This is a genomic window from Burkholderia sp. R-40 (assembly GCF_049942845.1).
Lineage (GTDB): Bacteria > Pseudomonadota > Gammaproteobacteria > Burkholderiales > Burkholderiaceae > Burkholderia > Burkholderia ambifaria.
In genome coordinates this window covers 1,700,848-1,720,475 of the sequence record NZ_CP187967.1, presented here as the reverse complement: position 1 = coordinate 1,720,475, position 19,628 = coordinate 1,700,848, and the positions used below count along the sequence as shown (strand labels likewise).

Genomic DNA, 19,628 nt, shown 5'->3' with positions numbered 1-19,628 from the left:
GTTGCCTCTTTACGATTTCGACGAAATGGCGGCGACGGGGCCGGCATGAGCGGGAACGTCATCGCGTGCGCCGGCCAGTTCGGCGGCGAGATGACGCTCGGCGAGCAGCTTCAGCGCGAGCGTGACGAGCGCGAGTAGCGCCAGTACCGACGCCACCGCGAACGCCGCCGCGAAGTTGTATTCGTTGTACAGGATCTCGACGTGCAGCGGCATCGTGTCGGTGACGCCGCGAATGTGGCCGGACACGACCGACACCGCGCCGAACTCGCCCATCGCGCGCGCATTGCACAGGATCACGCCGTACAGCAGGCCCCACTTCACGTTCGGCAGCGTCACGCGCCGGAAGATCTGCCAGCCCGACGCACCGAGCACGCGCGCGGCCTCTTCCTCGTCGGTGCCCTGCGCCTGCATCAGCGGGATCAGCTCGCGCGCGACGAACGGGAACGTGACGAAGATCGTCGCGAGCACGATGCCCGGCACCGCGAAGATGATCTGCACGTCGTGGTTCTGCAGCCACGGCCCGAGCCAGCCCTGCGCGCCGAACAGCAGCACGTAGACGAGGCCCGAGATGACCGGCGACACGGAGAACGGCAGGTCGATCAGCGTGGTCAGCAACGCCTTGCCGCGGAATTCGAACTTCGCGATCGCCCACGACGCGCACACGCCGAACACGAGGTTCAGCGGCACCGCGATCACGGCGACCGTCAGCGTCAGCTTGATCGCCGACCATGCGTCCGGATCGGCGAGCGATTCGAGATAGAAGCCGACACCCTTGCGCAGCGCCTCGAAGAACACCGCGGCGAGCGGCACCACGAGGAAGAACGCGAGGAACGCCAGCGCGATGCCCGTGAGCAGCCAGCGCACGACGCGCGACTCGCTGACGGGGTCGGGCCGTTTCGCGGCACGCGCGCGCGCGGCGGACGGATTGTTCAGCACGGCACTGGACTCCTGGCTCATTGCTGGCCTCCTGCGGCGGTGGCAGCAACGGTTGCGCTCGACGGCGCGGGGCCGCTCGCCCCCTTGCTCGTACGACGCTGCAGATACCACTGCAGCGTGTTGATCAGGAGCAGCATCAGGAACGACACGACCAGCATCACGACCGCCAGCGCGGTCGCGCCCGCATAGTCGTACTGCTCGAGCTTCGTGATGATCAGGAGCGACGTGATCTCGGATTTCATCGGTACGTTGCCGGCGATGAAGATCACCGACCCGTATTCGCCGAGCGCGCGCGCGAACGCCAGCGCGAAGCCGGTGAGCAGCGCCGGCAGCACGGCCGGCAGCACGACGCGGCGGAACGTCAGCCAGCGCGATGCGCCGAGGCACGCGGCGGCCTCCTCCTGCTCGCGCTCGAAATCCTCGAGCACGGGCTGCACGGTGCGCACGACGAACGGCAGCCCGATGAAGGTCAGCGCCACCAGCACGCCGATGGGCGTGAACGCGATCTTGATGCCGAACGGCGCGAGATACTGGCCGACCCAGCCGTTGGTCGCATAGACGGCTGCAAGCGAAATGCCCGCGACCGACGTCGGCAACGCGAACGGCAGGTCGACGATCGCGTCGACGAGGCGCTTGAGCGGGAACCGGTAGCGCACCAGGACCCACGCGACGAGAAAGCCGAACACGGCGTTGATCAATGCACCGCCGAGGGCGGCGGAAAACGTCAGCCGGTACGACGCGAGTACGCGCGGCGACGTGACGGCGGTGACGAACTGGTCCCACGACAAAGTCGCGGTCTTCAGGAACGTGGCGGCGAGCGGAATCAGCACCACGAGGCTCAAATAGGCCACCGTGATGCCGAGCGTCACGCCGAAGCCGGGCAGCGCGCTCGGCTTGCGAAAGGTGTACGTCGTCATCGGATGCTCTTGCTGGGTCGATGCTGCTCATGGGTCCGACGCAAACGCCGGCGCGGGAAATCGCGCCGGCGGCCGCCGGGGATGCGGCGCGCTATCGTGGCGCGCCGCTGTCGTTATGGGTTTGCTGCGTGGTGCTACTGTTCGCGTTACTGCGGCTTGTAGATCGAGTCGAACACGCCGCCGTCCGCGAAATGCGTCTTCTGCGCATTCGTCCAGCCGCCGAACGTGTCGTCGACCGTGTACAGCTTCAGCTTCGGGAACTGCTTCGTCAGCTCCGCCGGCACGTTCTTCGAACGCGGGCGGTAGTAGTTGCGCGCGGCGATCTCCTGGCCCTGCGGGCTGTACAGGAAATTCAGGTAGGCCTCCGCCAGCTTGCGCGTGCCCTTCTTGTCGACCACCTTGTCGACCACCGCGACGGGCGGCTCGGCCAGAATGCTCACCGACGGCACGACGATCTCGAACTTGTCGGTGCCGAATTCCTTGATCGACAGAAACGCCTCGTTCTCCCACGCGATCAGCACGTCGCCGATCCCGCGCTGCACGAAGCTCGTCGTCGCGCCACGCGCGCCCGAATCGAGCACGCCTGCATTCTTGTAGAGCTTCGTCACGAATTCCTTCGCGCCCTGCTCGTTACCGCCCGGCTTGTGCACGGCATACGACCATGCGGCCAGGTAGTTCCAGCGCGCACCGCCCGAAGTCTTCGGGTTCGGCGTGACGATCGAGATGCCCGGCTTGGTGAGATCGTCCCAGTCCTTGATCCCTTTCGGGTTGCCCTTGCGCACGAGGAACACGATCGTCGACGTGTACGGCGATGCGTTGTCCGGCAGGCGCTTTTGCCAGTCCTTGTTCACCAGCCCCTTGTTGGCGAGCGCGTCGATGTCGTAGGCGAGCGCCAGCGTGACGACGTCGGCCTGCAGGCCGTCGAGCACCGAGCGCGCCTGCGCGCCCGAGCCGCCGTGCGACTGCTTGAAGTTGACCGTCTCGCCCGTCTTCGCCTTCCACGCCTTGCCGAATGCCTGGTTGAAGTCCTGATACAGCTCGCGCGTCGGGTCGTACGACACGTTCAGGAACGTCGTATCGGCCTGCGCATGCGTGACGACGCCCAGCGCCGCCGCCGCGCCCAGCGCGAGTGTTGCGATCAGGCGGCCCGCTCCGCCCACCAGCCCCGTATTGCGCTTCGCCATCCTTGGTTCTCCAGTGTTGTCGATGTTGCGATGTCGGGCCAGTCTAGCGAACGGGTTACATGATTAAAAATAATCGTTCTTCATTTTTTAATACTCAAAAGTGCTAACGCAGACTGGGCGGACGGTCGCGGCAGACAAACCGGCGTCCGGACGTCGCGAAATCGCGGCGGAACCGGCGCGATCGCGTCGAACCTCAAGTAACACTTGAAATTCGCCAAGTACTGTATAAAAATACAGCTCACTGTCTATCCATACAGTTAAGCCATGACCAAACTCACCGCACGTCAGCAGCAAGTGTTCGACTTGATCCGCCGGGCGATCGAGCGCTCCGGTTTCCCGCCCACGCGCGCCGAGATCGCGGCCGAGCTGGGTTTCAGCTCGCCGAACGCGGCCGAGGAACACCTCCGGGCGCTCGCGCGCAAGGGCGTGATCGAGCTCGCCGCCGGCGCGTCGCGCGGCATTCGCCTGCTCGGCATCGACGATGCGCCGCACCAGTTCACGTTGCCGCACGCCGGGCTGATGCAGCTGTCGCTGCCGCTCGTCGGCCGGGTGGCGGCCGGTAGCCCGATCCTCGCGCAGGAGCACATCTCGCAGCATTACGCATGCGATCCCGCGCTGTTCACGAGCAAGCCCGACTACCTGCTGAAGGTGCGCGGCCTGTCGATGCGCGACGCCGGCATTCTCGACGGCGACCTCCTCGCCGTGCAGAAGCGCACGGAAGCGAAGGACGGCCAGATCATCGTCGCGCGTCTGGGCGACGACGTCACGGTCAAGCGCCTGATGCGCCGGCCCGGCGGCCTCGAGCTGATCGCGGAGAACCCGGATTACGAAAACATCTTCGTCAAGGCCGGCAGCGCGGAATTCGCGCTGGAAGGCATCGCCGTCGGGCTGATCCGCTCGGGCGAACTCTGACAATCGGTCTCGCTGAGGAGAACACCATGGAACGCCTTTCCCGTTTGCTGCCTTTCCGTCAATTCGGTCGCCTGCGTCATCTGCGCGGCCGCACGCCCTGCGCGCCGCTGTCCGCCGCGGCGCCCGTGGTGAGCCAAGAAGTCGCAGTTGAACGGCAGGCGTCGCTGCTGCCGTCGGCGCTTCCCGCATTCGCGCGGGTTTCGCTGAATGCCGGCCTGAATCACGCGGAACCGGCGCGCCGTGCGCCCGTGCGCGTCTATCACGGTCGGTCGCGGCTGATCATGGTCGGGACGATCGATGCCGTGTGCCGGATGATCGATCGCTGCATCGCCGAGGAACGATCGTCCACGCACGGCGGTCTCTGATTGCGGAACCTGTTCGCACCGGAGGCATCGTGACTGGATCTTCGGGCCGCGCGTGGCGGCTCAAGCCCCTGCTGATCGTCGTGCTGGCCGTCGCCATTCTGGTGGCGGTCGGCTATGCGTACGCGTCGCCGTACGTCGCGCTAGGTCGCCTGAAATCGGCAATCGACGCGCGCGATTCGCAGGCGGTCAGCGAATATGTCGACTTTCCGTCGCTGCGCATCAGCCTGAAGCAGCAAGTCACGGAAGAGTTGATGCGCCGGATCGACGCGGTGAAGAAGGACAATCCGTTCGCGGTGATTGGCGCGCTGATCGGATCGGCGTTGATCGGCCCGCTGGTCGATGCGTATGCGACACCGGAAGGGGTGGCGGCGCTGATGAGCGGCATCCCGCCGCGCGGTAATCCGGGCGAGCGGCCACCCGACTGGTCGGGGCCGCCGGCAGGCGGCGCGCCCGGCAACGCACCGGCCGCGCCACCGGCCAATTCGGCTAGCGCGCCCGTGCCGGGCAGCAATGCCACCGCGTCGGCTGCATCTGCGCCGGCGGCGGCGCCCACGCCCGCCCCGGCGAGCCCGACCGACGCGGGTCATCCGCAGCAAACGAGTGCCGGCTACCGGAATATCGATGAATTCGTCGTGACCTACCAGCGCAGCGCCGACGGCACGCGCTATGCGGCGGTCTTCCGCCGCTTCGGCCTGTTCTCGTGGAAGCTGTCCGCGATCGACCTGCACGCCTGAGCAATCGCAGTCGTCACGGTCGCGCCCGATGCCGCCGATGCGGCACTGCGCGCGACCGCGCCTGAATCGCAGGCCATCCGGCCGTTCACGCGATTGCTGCGTTACTTGCCGTTCGAGATGGCCGCTTCGCGTTCGCGCGCGATCTCGGCCTTTTGCTCTTCGGCCGACGAACATGCGACCAGAATGCTGCAGTTCACGCGATCGAGCAGTTGCGTGTTGCCCGACCCCATCCACCATCTCGACAACCCGCTGCGGCACCGATGGCCGACGACGACGAGGTCGGCCTTCAACTCCGTCGCGAGATTCGCGATTTCGTCGATCGGATAGCCGAACGCGAAATGGCCTTCCGCCTGAACGCCGCGCTCGCGCAGCCAGTTCACGCCTTCCTGCAGGATCTCGCGCGCGGTTTCCTCGAAGCGGCCGCACGCGACGTCGGTCAGCAACCCGGCGCTTTGCGCGATGCTCGAGCGCATGTCGACGACCGACAGCAAGTGTGTTTCCGCCTTCAGGTCCAGCGCGAGGTTGGCACCGCACCGCAATGCCTTGCGCCCCTCGAGCGTGCCGTCGTAGCACAGCAGAATCTTGTTGTAGCTAGCCATGAAACCTCCCTATCGCGACTACATGCGCTATGCACTCATCATGGTGCGCCGCAATTGAGGACGCAAGGGATGGAAAACGCTGATTCGCCACGCGGGGCGCGCGGGCGATGATGCGGTGCACGATCCGTGCGCCGACGCACCATGCCGCGCCGGCATGCGCTGAAGAGACGCAGCCGATGCACTAGAATGGCCCGTTCGTGCCCTCGACGTGCGTTCGCCCCGGTCATGCCCATGTGACACGCATTCGCCCGATCCGTTCGCCGGCCCGCATGTCCAGCCAGCCAGCCGGCAACGAACCGCGTCCGCGCCCGCTTACAACGACAACCTGCCCATGTCCGTTGCACCGATCGATTTCCGGAACGTTGAAAAGCGCTATGGCGACAAGCTCGTCGTCAACGACCTCTCCTTCCACGTGCAGGCCGGCGAATGCTACGGCCTGCTCGGGCCGAACGGCGCCGGCAAGACCACGACGCTGAAGATGCTGCTCGGCCTCGTGTATCCCGATGCCGGCGCCATTTCACTGTGCGGCGAGCCGGTTCCGACGCGCGCGCGGCATGCGCGCCGGCGCGTCGGTGTCGTCCCGCAGTTCGACAACCTCGATCCGGACTTCACGGTCCGCGAAAACCTGCTGGTGTTCAGCCGCTATTTCGGGATGTCGGCGCAGGCTGCACGCGCGCTCGTGCAGCCGCTGCTCGAATTCGCGAAACTGGAAAACAAGGCCGATGCCAAGGTGGGCGAGCTGTCGGGCGGGATGAAGCGGCGTCTGACGCTCGCCCGCGCGCTCGTCAACGATCCCGACGTGCTGGTGCTCGACGAACCGACCACAGGCCTCGATCCGCAGGCGCGCCACCTGATGTGGGAGCGGTTGCGCTCGCTGCTGGCGCGTGGCAAGACGATCCTGATCACCACGCATTTCATGGAGGAAGCCGAACGCCTGTGCGACCGGCTGTGCGTGATCGAGGAAGGCCGCAAGATCGCCGAAGGCGCGCCGCATGCGCTGATCGAGTCCGAGATCGGCTGCGACGTGATCGAGATCTACGGGCCCGAGCCGGTCGCGTTGCGCGACGAGCTGGCGCCGTTCGCGAAGCACACCGAGATCAGCGGCGAAACGCTGTTCTGCTACGTGACCGATCCCGAGCCGCTCAGTGCGCGACTCAAGGGGCGCGCGGGGTTGCGCTATCTGCATCGCCCGGCCAATCTGGAAGACGTGTTCCTGCGGCTCACGGGCCGCGAAATGCAGGACTGATCGATCATGGACGCACGCAACTATTCCGCCGCGGCACCGTCCGCGCCGCCCCGCGAGTCACGCTTCGCGATGGCACTGCCCGCGAACGCGACCAACTGGATCGCCGTGTGGCGGCGCAACTACCTCGTGTGGCGTAAGCTCGCGCTCGCATCCATGTTCGGCAATCTCGCCGATCCGATGATCTACCTGTTCGGGCTGGGGTTCGGGCTCGGCCTGATGCTCGGCCACGTCGACGGCGTGTCGTATATCGCGTTCCTCGCCGCCGGCACGGTCGGTTCGAGCGTGATGATGTCCGCGAGCTTCGAGTCGATGTATTCCGGCTTCTCGCGGATGCACGTGCAGCGCACCTGGGAAGCGATCATGCACACGCCGCTCTCGCTGGGCGACATCGTGCTCGGCGAGATTGTCTGGGGTGCGAGCAAGGCGCTGCTGTCGGGCGTCGCGATCATGCTCGTCGCGGGCCTGCTCGGCTATGCGCACTTTCCGTCGATGCTCGCGGCGCTGCCCGTGATCGCGCTCGCCGGCCTCGCGTTCGCGAGCACCGCGATGATCGTCACGGCGCTCGCGCCATCCTACGACTTCTTCATGTTCTATCAGACGCTCGTGCTGACGCCGATGCTGCTGCTGTCGGGCGTGTTCTTCCCGCTCACGCAGTTGCCGCCGATCGCGCAGCGCGCGGCGCACGTACTGCCGCTCGCGAACGCGGTCGAACTGATCCGGCCCGCGATGCTCGGCCGGCCGGCGACGGACGTCGGCCTGCATCTCGCGGTGCTCGCCGGCTATGCGATCGGCGGATTCCTGGTCTGCGCGTGGCTGTTCCGGCGGCGGATGATGCGCTGACCGGCGCATCCGGCGCCGGCCCGATGCGACGACATTGAGACGCCGTCAGACGACGTTACTCGTCGTCATCACTCCACGGGATTTCGACGTCGGTCAGGAATGCGACGGTCGCCAGCGGGCCGCCTTCCTGGCGCCCGAGCTTGCCGTCCGCCCGATGCCATTCGACGCGGAATTGCGTACCCGGATCGTCGGCGATCAGATAGACCGCACGCAGCTCTTCCGCGTCGGCTTCTGCGACCGGGCCGTCGAACGACACCAGCATCTTCTGCGGCCACAGGCCGTTTACCGGATCGTAAATGCGGTCGCCCTGCGGAATCTCGATGCTGGCCTCGACGCCGATCGTGGCGGAGGCCTCGATGATCATCGTGCCGAGCGCGTTCAGCACGGCAGTCGCCCGCGCGGAATTGGCCTGGCGGATCGCGAGATCGCCGCGCGTCAGCGCCTTTTCGAGTCGAGGATGAATCTTCGGTTGGGTCATGCGTTTTCCTGTTTGCTTCTTGTAAAGGGCGCCGCACGTGCGAAGCGGCGGCGCCGGATGAATACGACGATCATGCGGCGGGATCGGTCAGCGCGCGGCGCGGCGGCCATCCCGCAGGGCCGGTCGCCGGCTCTGCCCCGGCGCTTGTTCGCGCCGGCTGGCCGTCCCGTGCGTGTTCGTCAGAACCCGAACGCAATCGCGAGCAGCCCGCTCGCGATCCCGAACACGACCACGAGGGCCGTGACGATCGCCAGCATGTACGGCTTGAACGAACGCGCGAGCATCGCGAGCGACGGCACGCTGATCGGCGGCAGCGTCATCAGCAGCGCGGCGGCCGGGCCGACGCCCATGCCGAGCGACAGCATCGCCTGGATGATCGGCACCTCGCCGGCCGTCGGGATCACGAACAACGTGCCCGCGACCGCGAACGCGACGATCCAGCCGAGATGGTTGCCGATGTCCGGGCCGATATGCGGGAACAGCCACGCGCGCGCCGCGCCGAGCAGCAGCACGAGCACGATGTATTCGGGCACGAGCCGCACGGCCATCCGCACGAGCAGCTTGATCCAGCGGACGAACGGATTGCCGGCCGCGGCCTGCCCGGCCACCAGCGCGGCGAGTTGCGCATCATCGATGCTGCGGTCCTCGGGACGCGCGATGCGGTTCAGCAAATAGCCGATCCCGAACACCATCGCGATGCCGAGCACGAGCCGCAGCACACTCCAGTGCCAGCCGAGCACGAAGCCCATGAACACCAGCGCGGCCGGATTCAGCACCGTGTTGCCGAGCCAGAACGCGACCGCGCCGCCCGGCGACGCGTGCCGCGCGCGCAGGCCGGCGACGACCGGCGCCGCGCAGCACGTGCACATCATGCCGGGCAGCGACAGCAGGCCGCCCGCGGCGACACTGCCGAAGCCGGTACGACCGAGCACGCGTGCGACCCAGTGCGCGGGCAGCAGCGCCTGCACGGCCGAACCGAGCAACAGGCCGAGCACCATCGCCTGCCAGATCGCCTTGCCGTATGCCCATGCGTAGTCGAGCGCCGCCTTCAGCGACGGCTCGGGCGCGCTCGCCGACGTGCCCATCAGGATCGACTGGCCGATCGAATGATGCTCGGCGGCGACGAATGCCTTGTTGTAGTACGGGAACCATTTCACGTAGAACAGTCCCGCGACTGCGATCAGCAGGAAAGTCATCCAGCCGAGCGCCGGATTGGGTTGGGTGCGTGTGGTCGTCATCGTGTGGTGGTCGATTGGTTTGTGTCGGTGTCGGATCCTGCTGCGTCGCCGGCGACGGGCGACGCCGGAAGCCCGGCGCGCGCGAGCGCGTCGAGCAGCGCACGCGCCTGCTGGCGCACGTCGGCCGCATTCGGCCGGAACGTGAAGGTCAGCATGCGGTTCGATTTGTCGTACGACGAACGGTAGGTGCGTGCATACGCAGGATCGTAATGCTTGTCGATCAGTGTGCCGAACAGTTCGGCACGCGCGTTCGCGTCGATCAGTGCGTTCCAGCGCGCGACCTCTTCCCGGCTGTGCAGGCCGATCAGGCGATGCAGCTGCGCCTTGAACGCGGCCGGGTCGTCGAACAGGTGGGCGTAGTCCTCGAGCAGGAACGCGATGCGTTCGTCATGCTCGGCCTCGACCTGCACCCACGGCCCCGCGCGAAACGCGTCCATCAGCGCGAGCGGCAACTGCACGAGCCCGATCTTGCGGCTTTCCGATTCGACGAAGACGGGCCAAGCGGGGTCGAAACGCTCCAGCGTGCCGACGAGGCCCGAATCGAACGACTTCTGCGCGGGCTGCGGCACACCCGGCAATGCGCCGAGCAGCGAGCCGCGGTGGCAGGCGAGCGCCTCCAGATCGAGCGTCTGCGCCCCTTCGTCGCGCAGCGCGTTCAAGAGCCGCGTCTTGCCGCAGCCCGTGTGGCCGACGAGCGCGATGTAGCGGAACCGCGTGGGCAGCGTGTCGAGCGTCGCGCACACCGAGCGGCGGTATGACTTGTAGCCGCCGTCGAGCTGCCGCGCCTGCCAGCCGATCAGGTTGAACCAGGTCGTCATCGAGCCCGAGCGCTTGCCGCCGCGCCAGCAGTAGATCAGCGGCCGCCAGTTGCGCGGACGGTCGGCGAACGTGGTGTCGAGATGGCGCGCGATGTTGCGTGCGACCATCGCCGCGCCGACGCGCGTCGCTTCGTACGGCGACACCTGACGGTACATCGTGCCGACGATCACGCGTTCCTCGTTGCTGAGCACGGGTGCGTTCAGCGCGCCGGGAATATGATCCTCGGCGAACTCGAGCGGCGTACGCACGTCGATGATCTCGTCGAACTCGCCAGCGCGATCGAGGGTGACAATCAGGTTCTTCAATTTGGCGTCGAACAGGGGCGATGCGGCTCGGTGAGCCGCACGGGCACGGAAGGCGGATTCGCGATTATCTCATGCTCGGGCGTCTCGGGCCGCGCGCGGCAACGGGCGGAGGCGACGCGGCGCTCATCACGTCGACCAGATGGTCGCGGAACGCGCGTACCGACGCTGGCAGGTCGCGCCCCGCCATGGTCTGCACCTGGATGCTGCGCTCGCGCAACTGCGGGTTCGTGACGGGCACGACGACGAAGCCGTCCGAGTCGAAGCGGTCGCGCACCGACAGCAGCCCCGTGAACATCACCGCGCCGGTGCGCTGCGCATAGCGGTACATCACGGCGGTGTTGTTGCTGGTCAGTTCCGGCTCGAGCATGAGCCCGTCGAGCACGCACGCGATGTCGATCAGCTGGCGCACCGTCGTGCCGGCCTCCGGCAGCACATGCGGGTGCCGCGCGACGTCGGCGAGCGACACCGAGTCGCGCGCCGCGAGCGGATGGTCGCGCCGCACGAGCGCGAAGACCGGCGCACGCTCCGTGTGCTCCACGCGCACGCCCTGCTCCGGCGCCAGACTGAACGTCAGCCCGATGTCGGCGTCGCCGTCGCGCACGCGCCGCGTCGCCTCCGCCGGCGACACGACCCACACCGAGAAGTCGACGCCCGGGTGGCGCGCCTTGAAGCCCGCGAGCGCGCCCGGCAGGAAATCGATCGCGAACCCTTCCGAGCAGACGATCTTCAGCAGGCTGCCGTGCAGCGCCTCCAGCCCGCCGATTTCCTTCATCACGTGCTCGGCCTCCAGCAGGCTGCGCTGCGCGAAGCCCAGCAGCCGTTCGCCGGCCTCCGACAGCGTCATCCCGCGCGGCCGGCGCTCGAACAGCGGCGCGCCCAGCTCGCTCTCGAGCTTCGCGATTTGCCGGCTGATCGCCGAGACGGCCACGTGCAGCCGCGCCGATGCGTCGCTGATCGACCCGGTGCGCGCCACTTCGACGAAGTACCGCAGCGCAAGACCATGCAGGAAAGCCGCCATCGTTCTCTCCGGGCCCGTCGGCCGGGCTGTTTTGCTTTGCCTTTTCGGCAACGAAATGTTCGAAATTCGATCATTGTGACAAAAAAAACGGCTTCCTAGAATCGATCGCACTTCCCGCCGTGCGCGCCGCGCCCGCCGGAAAAACCGAGAAAGGAGTCACCTCTTGAGCCGTACCGCCGCCATCCAGCACGCGCTGAACCAGTTTGAATCGGGCGCCTTCTTCACGACCCTGAGCCGCCGCGTCGGGCTGCGCACCGAAAGCCAGGACAGTGGCGCGGGCGCCGCGTTGCGCGCGTACCTGACCGACGAGATCGCGCCGGAAGCCGCGCGCCTCGGCTTCACGTCGCGGATCGTCGAGAACCCCGTCGTCGGCGGCGGGCCGTTTCTGCTGGCGTCGCGCCACGAGGACGACGCGCTGCCGACCGTCCTGATCTACGGCCACGGCGACGTCGTGCGCGGCTACGACGCGCAATGGCGCGCGCCGCTGTCGCCGTGGAGGCTGACCGTCGACGGCGATCGCTGGTACGGCCGCGGCAGCGCCGACAACAAGGGCCAGCACACGATCAACCTGGCCGCGCTGGCGAGCGTGCTCGACGCGCGCGGCGGCCGGCTCGGCTTCAACGCGAAACTGCTGATCGAGATGGGCGAGGAAGCGGGCTCGCCGGGCCTCGACGCGCTGTGCCGCCAGGAGCGCGACGCGCTCGCGGCGGACGTGCTGATCGCGTCCGACGGGCCGCGCGTGACCGCCGAACGCCCGACCGTATTCCTCGGCTCGCGTGGCGCGGTCAACTTCAAGCTGAGCCTGCGCGCCCGCGACGGCGGCCATCACTCCGGCAACTGGGGCGGCCTGCTGCGCAATCCGGCGACCGTGCTCGCGAACGCGCTCGCGAGCCTCGTCGACGCGCGCGGCGCGATCCGCGTGACAGGCCTGCGCCCGCCGCCGATCCCGGCCGCCGTGCGCGCCGCGCTCGCCGACCTGTCCGTCGGCGGCGGCCCCGGCGATCCGGCGCTCGACGCCGACTGGGGCGAGCCTGGCCTGTCCGCCGCCGAGCGCGTGTTCGGCTGGAACGCGTTCGAGATCCTCGCGTTCAAGGCCGGCAATCCCGAACATCCGGTCAACGCGATTCCGCCCGTCGCGTATGCGCACTGCCAACTGCGTTTCGTGGTCGGCACCGACTGGCAAGCGCTGCATGCGCACCTGCGCGCGCATCTCGATGCGCATGGCTTCGCCGACGTCGAGATCGACGTCGAACGCGGCGCGCCGGCGACGCGCCTGCCGCCGGACGATCCGTGGGTCCGGTGGGCCGTCGCGTCGCTCGCGCGCACGACCGGCAAGAAGCCCGCGATCCTGCCGAACCTCGGCGGCACGCTGCCGAACGAAGTGTTCGCCGATACGCTCGGGCTGCCGACGTTGTGGGTGCCGCACTCGTATCCGGCCTGCTCGCAACACGCGCCCGACGAGCACCTGCTCGCGAGCGTCGTGCGCGAGGGACTGCAGATGATGGCCGGCCTCTTCTGGGATCTCGGCGACGCCGTGCCGCCCGTTCGCCGCGCGGCACCCGCCGCGGCCGGCGCCGCCCTGTAACGCGCTTCGCCCCTTTCTCGGGACCTGCTCACACGATGAATACGACCACCCTGACCTCGCAGGACGCCGCGCTCCCCAGCGCCGCGAAGATCCGGCGCATCATCTTCGCCGCGTCGATCGGCAATGCGCTCGAATGGTTCGACCTGATCGTCTACGGCTTTTTCGCGGTGACGATCGCCAAGCTGTTCTTCCCCGCGACCAGCGAGGCGACGTCGCTGCTGCTCACGCTCGGCACGTTCGGGCTGTCCTACCTGATCCGGCCGATCGGCGGCTTCGTGCTCGGCGCCTACGCCGATCGCGCGGGCCGCAAGGCGTCGCTGCTGCTGTCGATCGCGATGATGATGGTCGGCACGCTATTGATCGCGTTGATGCCGACCTACGCATCGATCGGCGTCCTCGCACCGCTCGGGATCATGCTGTCGCGGCTGATGCAGGGCTTTTCGGCCGGCGGCGAATTCGCGAGCTCGACCGCGTTCCTCGTCGAACATGCGCCGCAGCGGCGCGGCTTTATGTCGAGCTGGCAGTTCGCGAGCCAGGGGCTCGCGACGCTGCTCGCGTCGGGCTTCGGCGCGCTGTTGACGTCGACGCTGAGCACCGCGCAACTGGAAAGCTGGGGCTGGCGCGTGCCGTTTCTGTTCGGGCTCGCGATCGGTCCGATCGGCCTCTATATCCGCCGCTACGTCGACGAAGGGGTCGAGTTCAAGACGCAGGCGCGCTCCGAAGCACCCGTGCGCGAGCTGTTCGCGGACCAGAAGATGCGCGTGCTGCTGTCGATCGGCGTGCTCGTGATCTCGACCGCGATCAACTACATGGTGCTGTACATGCCGACGTATGCGATCAAGCAGCTCGGGCTGCCGGCCTCGACGGGCTTCGCGGCGACGCTCGCGACCGGCTTCGTGCTGACGCTCGTCACGCCGCTTGTCGGCCACCTGTCCGATCGCACCGGACGGATCCGCGTGATGGCCGCGGCCGCTGTGCTGATGCTCGCGACCATCTGGCCGACGTTCGTGTGGCTCACGCATCACGCGTCGTTCTCGACGATGCTCGCCGCGCTGATCTGGATCGGCCTGCTGAAGGCGACGTACTGCGGCGCGCTGCCGGCGCTGATGGCCGAGCTGTTCCCGGCGCAGACCCGCGCGACCGGTCTCGCGGTCAGCTACAACACGGGCGTCACGCTGTTCGGCGGCTTCGCGCCGTTCGTGATCACGTGGCTGATCAGCGCGACCGGCAACCGGCTGTCGCCCGCGCTGTATCTGATGGGCTGCGCGGTGTTGAGTCTCGTCGCACTGTTGGTTGCGCGCATGCGGCTCGGGATGCGCTGACCGCGCTCAAAGGAAAACGACCGCGCAACGATGCGCGTCGGACGCGGCCCGTCGCGGCAACCCTGCCGCGCGGGCCGCTCGCCGTTTACGGCGCCGGGTTCGGCTGCAGTTCGTGCAGCGCGTCGATCTCGGCCAGGATCTCGTCGGACAGCTTCACGTCGATGCTGCCGATGTTCTCCTTCAACTGGTCGAGTGACGTCGCGCCGACCAGGTTGCTGCGCACGAACGGCCGGCTGTTGACGAACGCGAGCGCGAGCTGCGCGGGCGACAGCCCGTGGCGCTTCGCGAGCGCGACATAGCGCGACGTCGCTTCGACCGCGTGAGGCTTGCTGTAGCGCTGGAAGCGCTCGAACAGCGTGATGCGCGCGCCGGCCGGACGCGCGCCGTTCTCGTACTTGCCGGACAGCCAGCCGAATGCGAGCGGCGAATAGGCGAGCAGGCCGACGCCATCGCGATGCGTGAACTCGGACAGGCCGTTCTCGAACGTGCGGTTCAGCAGGCTGTACGGGTTCTGGATGCTCGCGATGCGCGGCAGCCCGAGCTTCTCGGCCGCGCGCAGGAATTGCGCGACGCCCCACGGCGTTTCGTTCGACACGCCGATCGCGCGGACCTTGCCGGCCTTCACGAATTCCGCGAGCACGCCCAGCGTTTCCTCGATCGGCACCGTATACGCATCGTCGACCCACGGATACGCGGGGCGGCCGAACGTCGTCGTGCTGCGATCGGGCCAGTGCAGCTGGTACAGGTCGACATAGTCGGTCTGCAGGCGCTTGAGGCTGCCGTCCAGCGCCTCGGTCAGGTTCTTGCGGTCGAACTGGTTGCCTTCGCCGCGAATGTGGCGCGGATTGTGCGGTTGCCGCGCCGGGCCCGCGATCTTCGTCGCGAGCACGATCCGGTCGCGTTGCGCACGATGCTGCGCGAGCCAGGTGCCGATGTACTGCTCCGTGCGGCCCTGGGTGTCGGGCTTCGGCGGCACCGGGTACATCTCCGCGGCGTCGATCAGCGTGACGCCCTGCCCGAGCGCGTAATCGATCTGCTCGTGGGCGTCGCGCTCCGAATTCTGCTCGCCCCACGTCATCGTGCCGAGACCGATCAGGCTGACCTCGATGCCCGAATCGCCGAGTGTGCGGTATTCCATGCTGTTCCTGTCACGTCAGTGGAAAGCAGAAACGCTATCACATTGAACCGAACGCTTCAGATGGCCGAGCCGCATGCTTACAGGCGGCCTTCGGCGTGTGACCGGCGCTCGGTCATGCGGATTGGGCCCGCCTCCGTCTCCGCGTGCGCGTCGTTCGGATGACGCCAGGCGGCCGAGGCGCCGCGCCGCGGCCCGCCGCGTCACTGCGGTCGCTGAATGAAGCAGGTCGCCGATGCGTGCGCGACGATCTTGTCGTCCGGCGTCTTCAGCGTGCCTTCCGCGACGCCGAGCGAACGCGACAGGTGAATCACGCGCCCTTCGGCGATCAGGTCGACGTCGCGCGGCACGGGACGCAGCATCTTCACATGCAGATCGACCGTGCCGTAGCCGACGCCCGCGTCGAGCATCGAATGCACCGCGCAGCCCGTGACCGAATCGAGCACCGTCGCGGCGAACCCGCCGTGCACGCCGCCGAGCGGATTCAGGTGCCGGCCGTCCGCCCGCGCCGAAAACTTCACGTAGCCGAACTCGACGCCCAGCGGACGCATCGGGATCGTTTCGGAAATCGACGCAAGCGGCACGTCTCCGGCGGCGGCCGCACGCAGCAGATCGAGACCGGACAGGGAAAGAGGATTCATCGGGTTGTCTCCGGGTTGATGGCGCGTCGCCGCGCGAGTAAGTTCTAAATTGGAACTCATTATTGACAACTGCTCCGGGCTTGTCAACGCAGCCGATGCGTCGTTGCAGTCGAAGGTAAGTTCTATAATCGAACCCGCTTCTTTGATGAACCGCCGCGCGAGACTCGACGATGAAATGGGATGACATCGGTACGCTGAACTGTTCGGTCGCGCGCACGCTCGCCGTGCTCGGCGATCGCTGGACCATGCTGATCCTGCGCAACGCCTTTCTCGGCTGCCGCCGCTTCGATGCGTTCCAGACGCAATTGGGCCTCACGCGCCACGTGCTGGCCGAGCGGCTCGCGCGCCTCGTCGACGAAGGCGTGCTGGTCAAGCGCGCGTATCAGGAACGGCCGCCGCGCTTCGAATACCGGTTGACCGAAAAAGGCCTCGATCTCTATCCCGCCCTGCTCGCGCTGATGACATGGGGCGACCGCTGGAAGGATGACGGCCAGGGACCGCCCCTGCAGTTGCGGCATCGCAACTGTGGTCAGCTGATGCATGCAGTCGCGGTGTGCTCGGCATGCGGTGAGCCGCTCGATGCGCACGACGTGCAGCCGGAACCCGGGCCGGGGTGGGTCGCGCCTGAGGCGGCGGGGCCGGTCGAGTCGTGATGCCGTGATGCCGTGATGCCGTGATGCCGTGATGCCGTGGTGCCGTGGTGCCGTGGTGCCCTGATGCCTAATGCCTGACGCAGCGCGCGTGCCACGCGCATCGCCGCGCGGCCTCATGCGGACGCGAGTTGCATGCGTTTCAGCCTGCCGAGCATTCGCGTTGCCGCCCTCGATGGGCTCCCCCCATCTCCTCAATCACACAGCGCATTGAATTTGCACCAGCGCGTACGCGCATTTCTTCTTGCGCGGCCTTGTCGTTCCACCTGTGCATGCACGCGCTGATCAATCGACCTCCATCAACCGGCGCGACCATCCGGCCGCTGCGGAAACCCCGCGGCATGATGAGCATCGCCCCATCAATCGTTGCAGTCGATCACGCCATCGCTCCATTCGCATTCGGGCGTGGCCGCGCCGCCGTGTCTGCGTTACACTCACGGCCCGCTGTCTCAAAATCATTCGCTGTCCAAGATGTTGTCGCGCAAACGCCTCGCCGCCACCTGCCTCGCCGCTTCCCTGCTTGCCACGCCCTTCGCCGCCTTCGGCAAGACGCACAATGAATCGCTGCTGCAGCAGGCAATCGACTTCATCGCGCAGCTGCTGCCGACGCCGACCCATGAAGCACCCGCCACGCAGGCCGTCGAATCGGCGTTCTCGCCCGACGGCGGCGCCGAGGCGCTCGTGCTGAAGGCGATCGGCGCCGCGCGCACCTCGATTCGCGTAGCCGCCTACTCGTTCACGTCGCCACCCGTCACGCGCGCGCTGCTCGCCGCGAAGCGGCGCGGCGTGAATGTCGCGGTCGTCGTGGACGACAAGGGCAATCGCGCCAAGAGCAGCAAGCAGGCGCTGAACCTGCTCGTCAACGCGGGCATTCCAACGCGCACGATCGACGCCTATGCCATCCATCACGACAAGTACCTCGTGATCGATGCCGAACATGTCGAGACCGGCTCGTTCAACTACAGCGCTTCGGCAGCCAGCCGCAATTCCGAAAACGTCGTCGTGGTGTGGAACAATCCGCAACTCGCGTCGCGCTACCTCGCGCATTGGCAAAGCCGCTTCGACCAAGGCGCGCCGTACCACTCGTCATACTGACGCATCCCACAAACGCAATCGCCATTCGCATGCGGCGCGGCCGACGCGCGTCGTTGCATGCATTCGGTTCGTGATGTCGTCAATGATCGCTGCGCACGACGCGCCCATCAACCTGGCCGAATGGCCGGCACACGCAGCGTGACAGTGCCGCGATCAGCAGCATCGATGAAATCAATGAATGTTGGGCGATCGCTCCGCGACTTGCGCGGTCGCGACACACCGGCTCGCCCGCGCATGCGCGTCGCTTGACGAAAACTTCGGCAGATCGCGATTGCCGCCCGGCAGCGCGCGCAGTACGCAGTCCGAGCTGAAGGTCAGCGTGTTCTGCACCATCGGATAAATCAGGTACAGCGCCAGCGCGAGATAACCCGCGTACAGAATTCGGACCATGGTGCGATAGATGAACGATTGACTCGTCCTATTTACGGCATCGCACCGGGCAGCTTGAGGCACCAGACACAAATTCATCTCGTGCATGCGTGAAGCGTCTGCATCGCTCTGTGCGCATGCGCTGCTCGCGAACGACAAGACGGTGATCCAGGACGCGCGCAACGACGATCGCTTCCACGACAACCCGCGCGTCACGGGGCCGCCGGGCATCCGCTTCCACGCAGGCAGGCCGCTCGCTGCGCCGAACGGCCTAACCGCCAGCACTCGCAACCGCGCGAACGCTGCGCCGGCGCACTCGCCCGGCTCGGCAGCGGCGAATTCGCGTGCTGTTGAGCACCGCCGATCCTGCCGACGTCGGCGAGCCGACCGCGCGCGTCACGCCGGCGCACGCGCAGCACAACGCGGCCGACGCACGCGGCTATGCGATCCGGTTCAGAGTCGGTCACGTCGCATACGGTCCTCAGCGGCATCGTACGGTCGCCAGCCTTGCTCGACTCAGCCGATCGTCACAGGTCCGAGGACAACCAGCGCGGCAAGGCCGCCGGCGCGTGAGCGCAGACGAACCGCGCGCCGATACGCGACGACCCGCGCCACCGCAACCGCAGGCGTAACCGCAACCTCCGCCGCCAGCCGCGCTCAGTCCGCTCAGCCCCCCTCGCTCAGCTCCCACACGGCGGCGCGCTCGCCATCGCTTCCGCGATCTGCTCGGGCGTCAGATCGCGCTGATGGGTCGCGATCGACCAGCGATGGCCGAACGGATCCTCCACTTGCCCATAGCGATCGCCCCAGAACATGTCGGCGGCCGGCATCTTGACCGTTGCGCCGGCCTCGACGGCCTGCGCGATCGCAGCGTCGGTGTCCGGCACGTACAGGTGCAAGCAGACCGACGTGCCTTTCAGCGCCTTCGGTCCGAGTGCGCCATGCTCCGGCATTTCATCCACGAGCATCAGCGTCGAATCGCCGATTGCGAGGCACGCGTGCGCGAGCCGGCCGTCCGGGGTCGGCAGGCGAAACCGTTCGGTCGCGTTGAACGCACGCTTGTAGAAATCGATGGCTGCGGCTGCGCCGGCGCAGATCAGATGCGGCGTCAGCGTGCGCATTCCTTCCGGGATCGGGTTGACGGACGTGGCCATGGGTGTCGCTCCTTCAGTCGGTTGTCGTGTCGGAAATCGGGACGGACGCACGATGCGCACGCCTCCAACGCTACGACGGACGGGCT

21 protein-coding genes are annotated in these 19,628 nt (G+C 67.3%); 9 read left to right on the top strand and 12 right to left on the bottom strand.

Annotation, left to right across the window (positions count from 1 at the left end; genetic code table 11):
- Window positions 1–9 precede the first annotated feature (9 nt).
- The 3 genes from cysW to ACP26O_RS08040 form a co-directional block, all read right to left on the bottom strand.
- Window positions 10–957 carry a sulfate ABC transporter permease subunit CysW gene (gene cysW, locus ACP26O_RS08050; RefSeq protein ID WP_012363820.1) on the bottom strand — a complete coding sequence of 316 codons (948 nt, stop codon included), beginning with the start codon at window positions 955–957 and terminating at the stop codon, window positions 10–12.
- Window positions 954–1,853 (bottom strand): sulfate ABC transporter permease subunit CysT, encoded by a 900-nt coding sequence (gene cysT, locus ACP26O_RS08045; RefSeq protein ID WP_175665151.1) that lies wholly within the window; start codon window positions 1,851–1,853, stop codon window positions 954–956. The genes cysW and cysT overlap by 4 nt, the downstream gene beginning before the upstream one ends.
- 146 nt (window positions 1,854–1,999) lie before the next feature.
- A complete protein-coding gene (locus ACP26O_RS08040; protein ID WP_011656790.1) occupies window positions 2,000–3,037 on the bottom strand; it encodes a sulfate ABC transporter substrate-binding protein in 1,038 nt (345 codons plus the stop codon).
- Window positions 3,038–3,301: 264 nt separating this feature from the next.
- On the opposite strand from ACP26O_RS08040, the gene lexA reads away from it, so the two are divergent.
- Genes lexA through ACP26O_RS08025 form a run of 3 tightly spaced genes read left to right on the top strand, consistent with a single transcriptional unit; the run spans window position 3,302 to window position 5,048 of the window.
- Entirely contained in the window at window positions 3,302–3,949 is a 648-nt protein-coding gene (lexA, locus tag ACP26O_RS08035) for a transcriptional repressor LexA (RefSeq protein ID WP_006754655.1), read from the top strand.
- A 26-nt stretch (window positions 3,950–3,975) separates the two neighbouring features.
- Window positions 3,976–4,314: a hypothetical protein gene (locus ACP26O_RS08030; protein ID WP_006754654.1), complete on the top strand. Its 339-nt coding sequence runs from the start codon at window positions 3,976–3,978 to the stop codon at window positions 4,312–4,314.
- A gap of 29 nt (window positions 4,315–4,343) precedes the next feature.
- Window positions 4,344–5,048, top strand: a complete 705-nt coding sequence (locus ACP26O_RS08025; protein WP_175665150.1) for a DUF2939 domain-containing protein — start codon at window positions 4,344–4,346, stop codon at window positions 5,046–5,048.
- A 101-nt stretch (window positions 5,049–5,149) separates the two neighbouring features.
- Here the strand turns inward: ACP26O_RS08025 and ACP26O_RS08020 are convergent, their stop codons facing one another.
- Window positions 5,150–5,647: a universal stress protein gene (locus ACP26O_RS08020; RefSeq protein ID WP_011656788.1), complete on the bottom strand. Its 498-nt coding sequence runs from the start codon at window positions 5,645–5,647 to the stop codon at window positions 5,150–5,152.
- 331 nt (window positions 5,648–5,978) lie between these two features.
- On the opposite strand from ACP26O_RS08020, the gene nodI reads away from it, so the two are divergent.
- On the top strand, window positions 5,979–6,893 hold the full coding sequence (gene nodI, locus ACP26O_RS08015) for a nodulation factor ABC transporter ATP-binding protein NodI (RefSeq protein WP_006754651.1): 915 nt from the start codon (window positions 5,979–5,981) through the stop codon (window positions 6,891–6,893).
- 6 nt (window positions 6,894–6,899) lie between these two features.
- Window positions 6,900–7,733, top strand: a complete 834-nt coding sequence (locus ACP26O_RS08010; RefSeq protein ID WP_175665149.1) for an ABC transporter permease — start codon at window positions 6,900–6,902, stop codon at window positions 7,731–7,733.
- Between the two features lie 55 nt (window positions 7,734–7,788).
- Here the strand turns inward: ACP26O_RS08010 and ACP26O_RS08005 are convergent, their stop codons facing one another.
- The 4 genes from ACP26O_RS08005 to ACP26O_RS07990 all read right to left on the bottom strand — a co-directional run bounded on the left by ACP26O_RS08005 (window position 7,789) and on the right by ACP26O_RS07990 (window position 11,591).
- Window positions 7,789–8,211, bottom strand: a complete 423-nt coding sequence (locus tag ACP26O_RS08005; protein ID WP_006754649.1) for a hypothetical protein — start codon at window positions 8,209–8,211, stop codon at window positions 7,789–7,791.
- A 179-nt stretch (window positions 8,212–8,390) separates the two neighbouring features.
- Window positions 8,391–9,449 carry a permease gene (locus ACP26O_RS08000; RefSeq protein WP_175665148.1) on the bottom strand — a complete coding sequence of 353 codons (1,059 nt, stop codon included), beginning with the start codon at window positions 9,447–9,449 and terminating at the stop codon, window positions 8,391–8,393.
- Window positions 9,446–10,573 carry a tRNA 2-selenouridine(34) synthase MnmH gene (gene mnmH / locus ACP26O_RS07995; protein WP_175665147.1) on the bottom strand — a complete coding sequence of 376 codons (1,128 nt, stop codon included), beginning with the start codon at window positions 10,571–10,573 and terminating at the stop codon, window positions 9,446–9,448. Before mnmH ends, ACP26O_RS08000 begins: the two co-directional genes overlap by 4 nt.
- Before the next feature lie 64 nt (window positions 10,574–10,637).
- The gene (locus tag ACP26O_RS07990; RefSeq protein WP_175665146.1) at window positions 10,638–11,591 is read right to left on the bottom strand and encodes a LysR family transcriptional regulator; all 954 of its coding nucleotides are present in this window, start codon (window positions 11,589–11,591) and stop codon (window positions 10,638–10,640) included.
- Between the two features lie 163 nt (window positions 11,592–11,754).
- On the opposite strand from ACP26O_RS07990, the gene ACP26O_RS07985 reads away from it, so the two are divergent.
- Together ACP26O_RS07985 and ACP26O_RS07980 are read left to right on the top strand one after the other, a co-directional pair.
- Window positions 11,755–13,176 (top strand): M20 family metallopeptidase, encoded by a 1,422-nt coding sequence (locus tag ACP26O_RS07985; protein ID WP_175665145.1) that lies wholly within the window; start codon window positions 11,755–11,757, stop codon window positions 13,174–13,176.
- 35 nt (window positions 13,177–13,211) lie between these two features.
- Complete coding sequence (locus ACP26O_RS07980; protein ID WP_175665144.1) at window positions 13,212–14,498, top strand: MFS transporter; 1,287 nt, start codon at window positions 13,212–13,214, stop codon at window positions 14,496–14,498.
- Window positions 14,499–14,583: 85 nt separating this feature from the next.
- Here the strand turns inward: ACP26O_RS07980 and ACP26O_RS07975 are convergent, their stop codons facing one another.
- Both ACP26O_RS07975 and ACP26O_RS07970 read right to left on the bottom strand, forming a co-directional pair.
- Window positions 14,584–15,636 carry an NADP(H)-dependent aldo-keto reductase gene (locus tag ACP26O_RS07975; RefSeq protein WP_006751002.1) on the bottom strand — a complete coding sequence of 351 codons (1,053 nt, stop codon included), beginning with the start codon at window positions 15,634–15,636 and terminating at the stop codon, window positions 14,584–14,586.
- A gap of 200 nt (window positions 15,637–15,836) precedes the next feature.
- Entirely contained in the window at window positions 15,837–16,274 is a 438-nt protein-coding gene (locus ACP26O_RS07970; RefSeq protein WP_006751003.1) for a PaaI family thioesterase, read from the bottom strand.
- Window positions 16,275–16,444: 170 nt separating this feature from the next.
- On the opposite strand from ACP26O_RS07970, the gene ACP26O_RS07965 reads away from it, so the two are divergent.
- Together ACP26O_RS07965 and ACP26O_RS07960 are read left to right on the top strand one after the other, a co-directional pair.
- Window positions 16,445–16,927 (top strand): winged helix-turn-helix transcriptional regulator, encoded by a 483-nt coding sequence (locus ACP26O_RS07965; protein WP_011656778.1) that lies wholly within the window; start codon window positions 16,445–16,447, stop codon window positions 16,925–16,927.
- 468 nt (window positions 16,928–17,395) lie between these two features.
- Window positions 17,396–18,019: a phospholipase D family protein gene (locus tag ACP26O_RS07960; protein WP_041489924.1), complete on the top strand. Its 624-nt coding sequence runs from the start codon at window positions 17,396–17,398 to the stop codon at window positions 18,017–18,019.
- 171 nt (window positions 18,020–18,190) lie between these two features.
- Here the strand turns inward: ACP26O_RS07960 and ACP26O_RS07955 are convergent, their stop codons facing one another.
- The gene (locus ACP26O_RS07955) at window positions 18,191–18,409 is read right to left on the bottom strand and encodes a hypothetical protein (RefSeq protein ID WP_041491161.1); all 219 of its coding nucleotides are present in this window, start codon (window positions 18,407–18,409) and stop codon (window positions 18,191–18,193) included.
- Between the two features lie 659 nt (window positions 18,410–19,068).
- Window positions 19,069–19,542, bottom strand: coding sequence for a VOC family protein (locus tag ACP26O_RS07950; RefSeq protein ID WP_105834331.1), 474 nt, complete (start codon window positions 19,540–19,542; stop codon window positions 19,069–19,071).
- Window positions 19,543–19,628: the final 86 nt, after the last annotated feature.

What these genes read in the sequence shown, in the direction of transcription:
- ACP26O_RS07965 (WP_011656778.1), top strand. Translation starts at nt 16,445, where the DNA reads ATGAAATGGGATGACATCGGTACGCTGAACTGTTCGGTCGCGCGCACG.
- ACP26O_RS08010 (WP_175665149.1), top strand. Translation starts at nt 6,900, where the DNA reads ATGGACGCACGCAACTATTCCGCCGCGGCACCGTCCGCGCCGCCCCGC.
- ACP26O_RS08020 (WP_011656788.1), bottom strand. Translation starts at nt 5,647, where the DNA reads ATGGCTAGCTACAACAAGATTCTGCTGTGCTACGACGGCACGCTCGAG.
- nodI (WP_006754651.1), top strand. Translation starts at nt 5,979, where the DNA reads ATGTCCGTTGCACCGATCGATTTCCGGAACGTTGAAAAGCGCTATGGC.
- ACP26O_RS07980 (WP_175665144.1), top strand. Translation starts at nt 13,212, where the DNA reads ATGAATACGACCACCCTGACCTCGCAGGACGCCGCGCTCCCCAGCGCC.
- ACP26O_RS07975 (WP_006751002.1), bottom strand. Translation starts at nt 15,636, where the DNA reads ATGGAATACCGCACACTCGGCGATTCGGGCATCGAGGTCAGCCTGATC.
- ACP26O_RS08040 (WP_011656790.1), bottom strand. Translation starts at nt 3,037, where the DNA reads ATGGCGAAGCGCAATACGGGGCTGGTGGGCGGAGCGGGCCGCCTGATC.
- lexA (WP_006754655.1), top strand. Translation starts at nt 3,302, where the DNA reads ATGACCAAACTCACCGCACGTCAGCAGCAAGTGTTCGACTTGATCCGC.
- ACP26O_RS08005 (WP_006754649.1), bottom strand. Translation starts at nt 8,211, where the DNA reads ATGACCCAACCGAAGATTCATCCTCGACTCGAAAAGGCGCTGACGCGC.
- ACP26O_RS07960 (WP_041489924.1), top strand. Translation starts at nt 17,396, where the DNA reads ATGTTGTCGCGCAAACGCCTCGCCGCCACCTGCCTCGCCGCTTCCCTG.
- ACP26O_RS07950 (WP_105834331.1), bottom strand. Translation starts at nt 19,542, where the DNA reads ATGGCCACGTCCGTCAACCCGATCCCGGAAGGAATGCGCACGCTGACG.
- ACP26O_RS08000 (WP_175665148.1), bottom strand. Translation starts at nt 9,449, where the DNA reads ATGACGACCACACGCACCCAACCCAATCCGGCGCTCGGCTGGATGACT.
- ACP26O_RS07970 (WP_006751003.1), bottom strand. Translation starts at nt 16,274, where the DNA reads ATGAATCCTCTTTCCCTGTCCGGTCTCGATCTGCTGCGTGCGGCCGCC.
- cysW (WP_012363820.1), bottom strand. Translation starts at nt 957, where the DNA reads ATGAGCCAGGAGTCCAGTGCCGTGCTGAACAATCCGTCCGCCGCGCGC.
- ACP26O_RS07955 (WP_041491161.1), bottom strand. Translation starts at nt 18,409, where the DNA reads ATGGTCCGAATTCTGTACGCGGGTTATCTCGCGCTGGCGCTGTACCTG.
- cysT (WP_175665151.1), bottom strand. Translation starts at nt 1,853, where the DNA reads ATGACGACGTACACCTTTCGCAAGCCGAGCGCGCTGCCCGGCTTCGGC.
- ACP26O_RS08030 (WP_006754654.1), top strand. Translation starts at nt 3,976, where the DNA reads ATGGAACGCCTTTCCCGTTTGCTGCCTTTCCGTCAATTCGGTCGCCTG.
- ACP26O_RS07990 (WP_175665146.1), bottom strand. Translation starts at nt 11,591, where the DNA reads ATGGCGGCTTTCCTGCATGGTCTTGCGCTGCGGTACTTCGTCGAAGTG.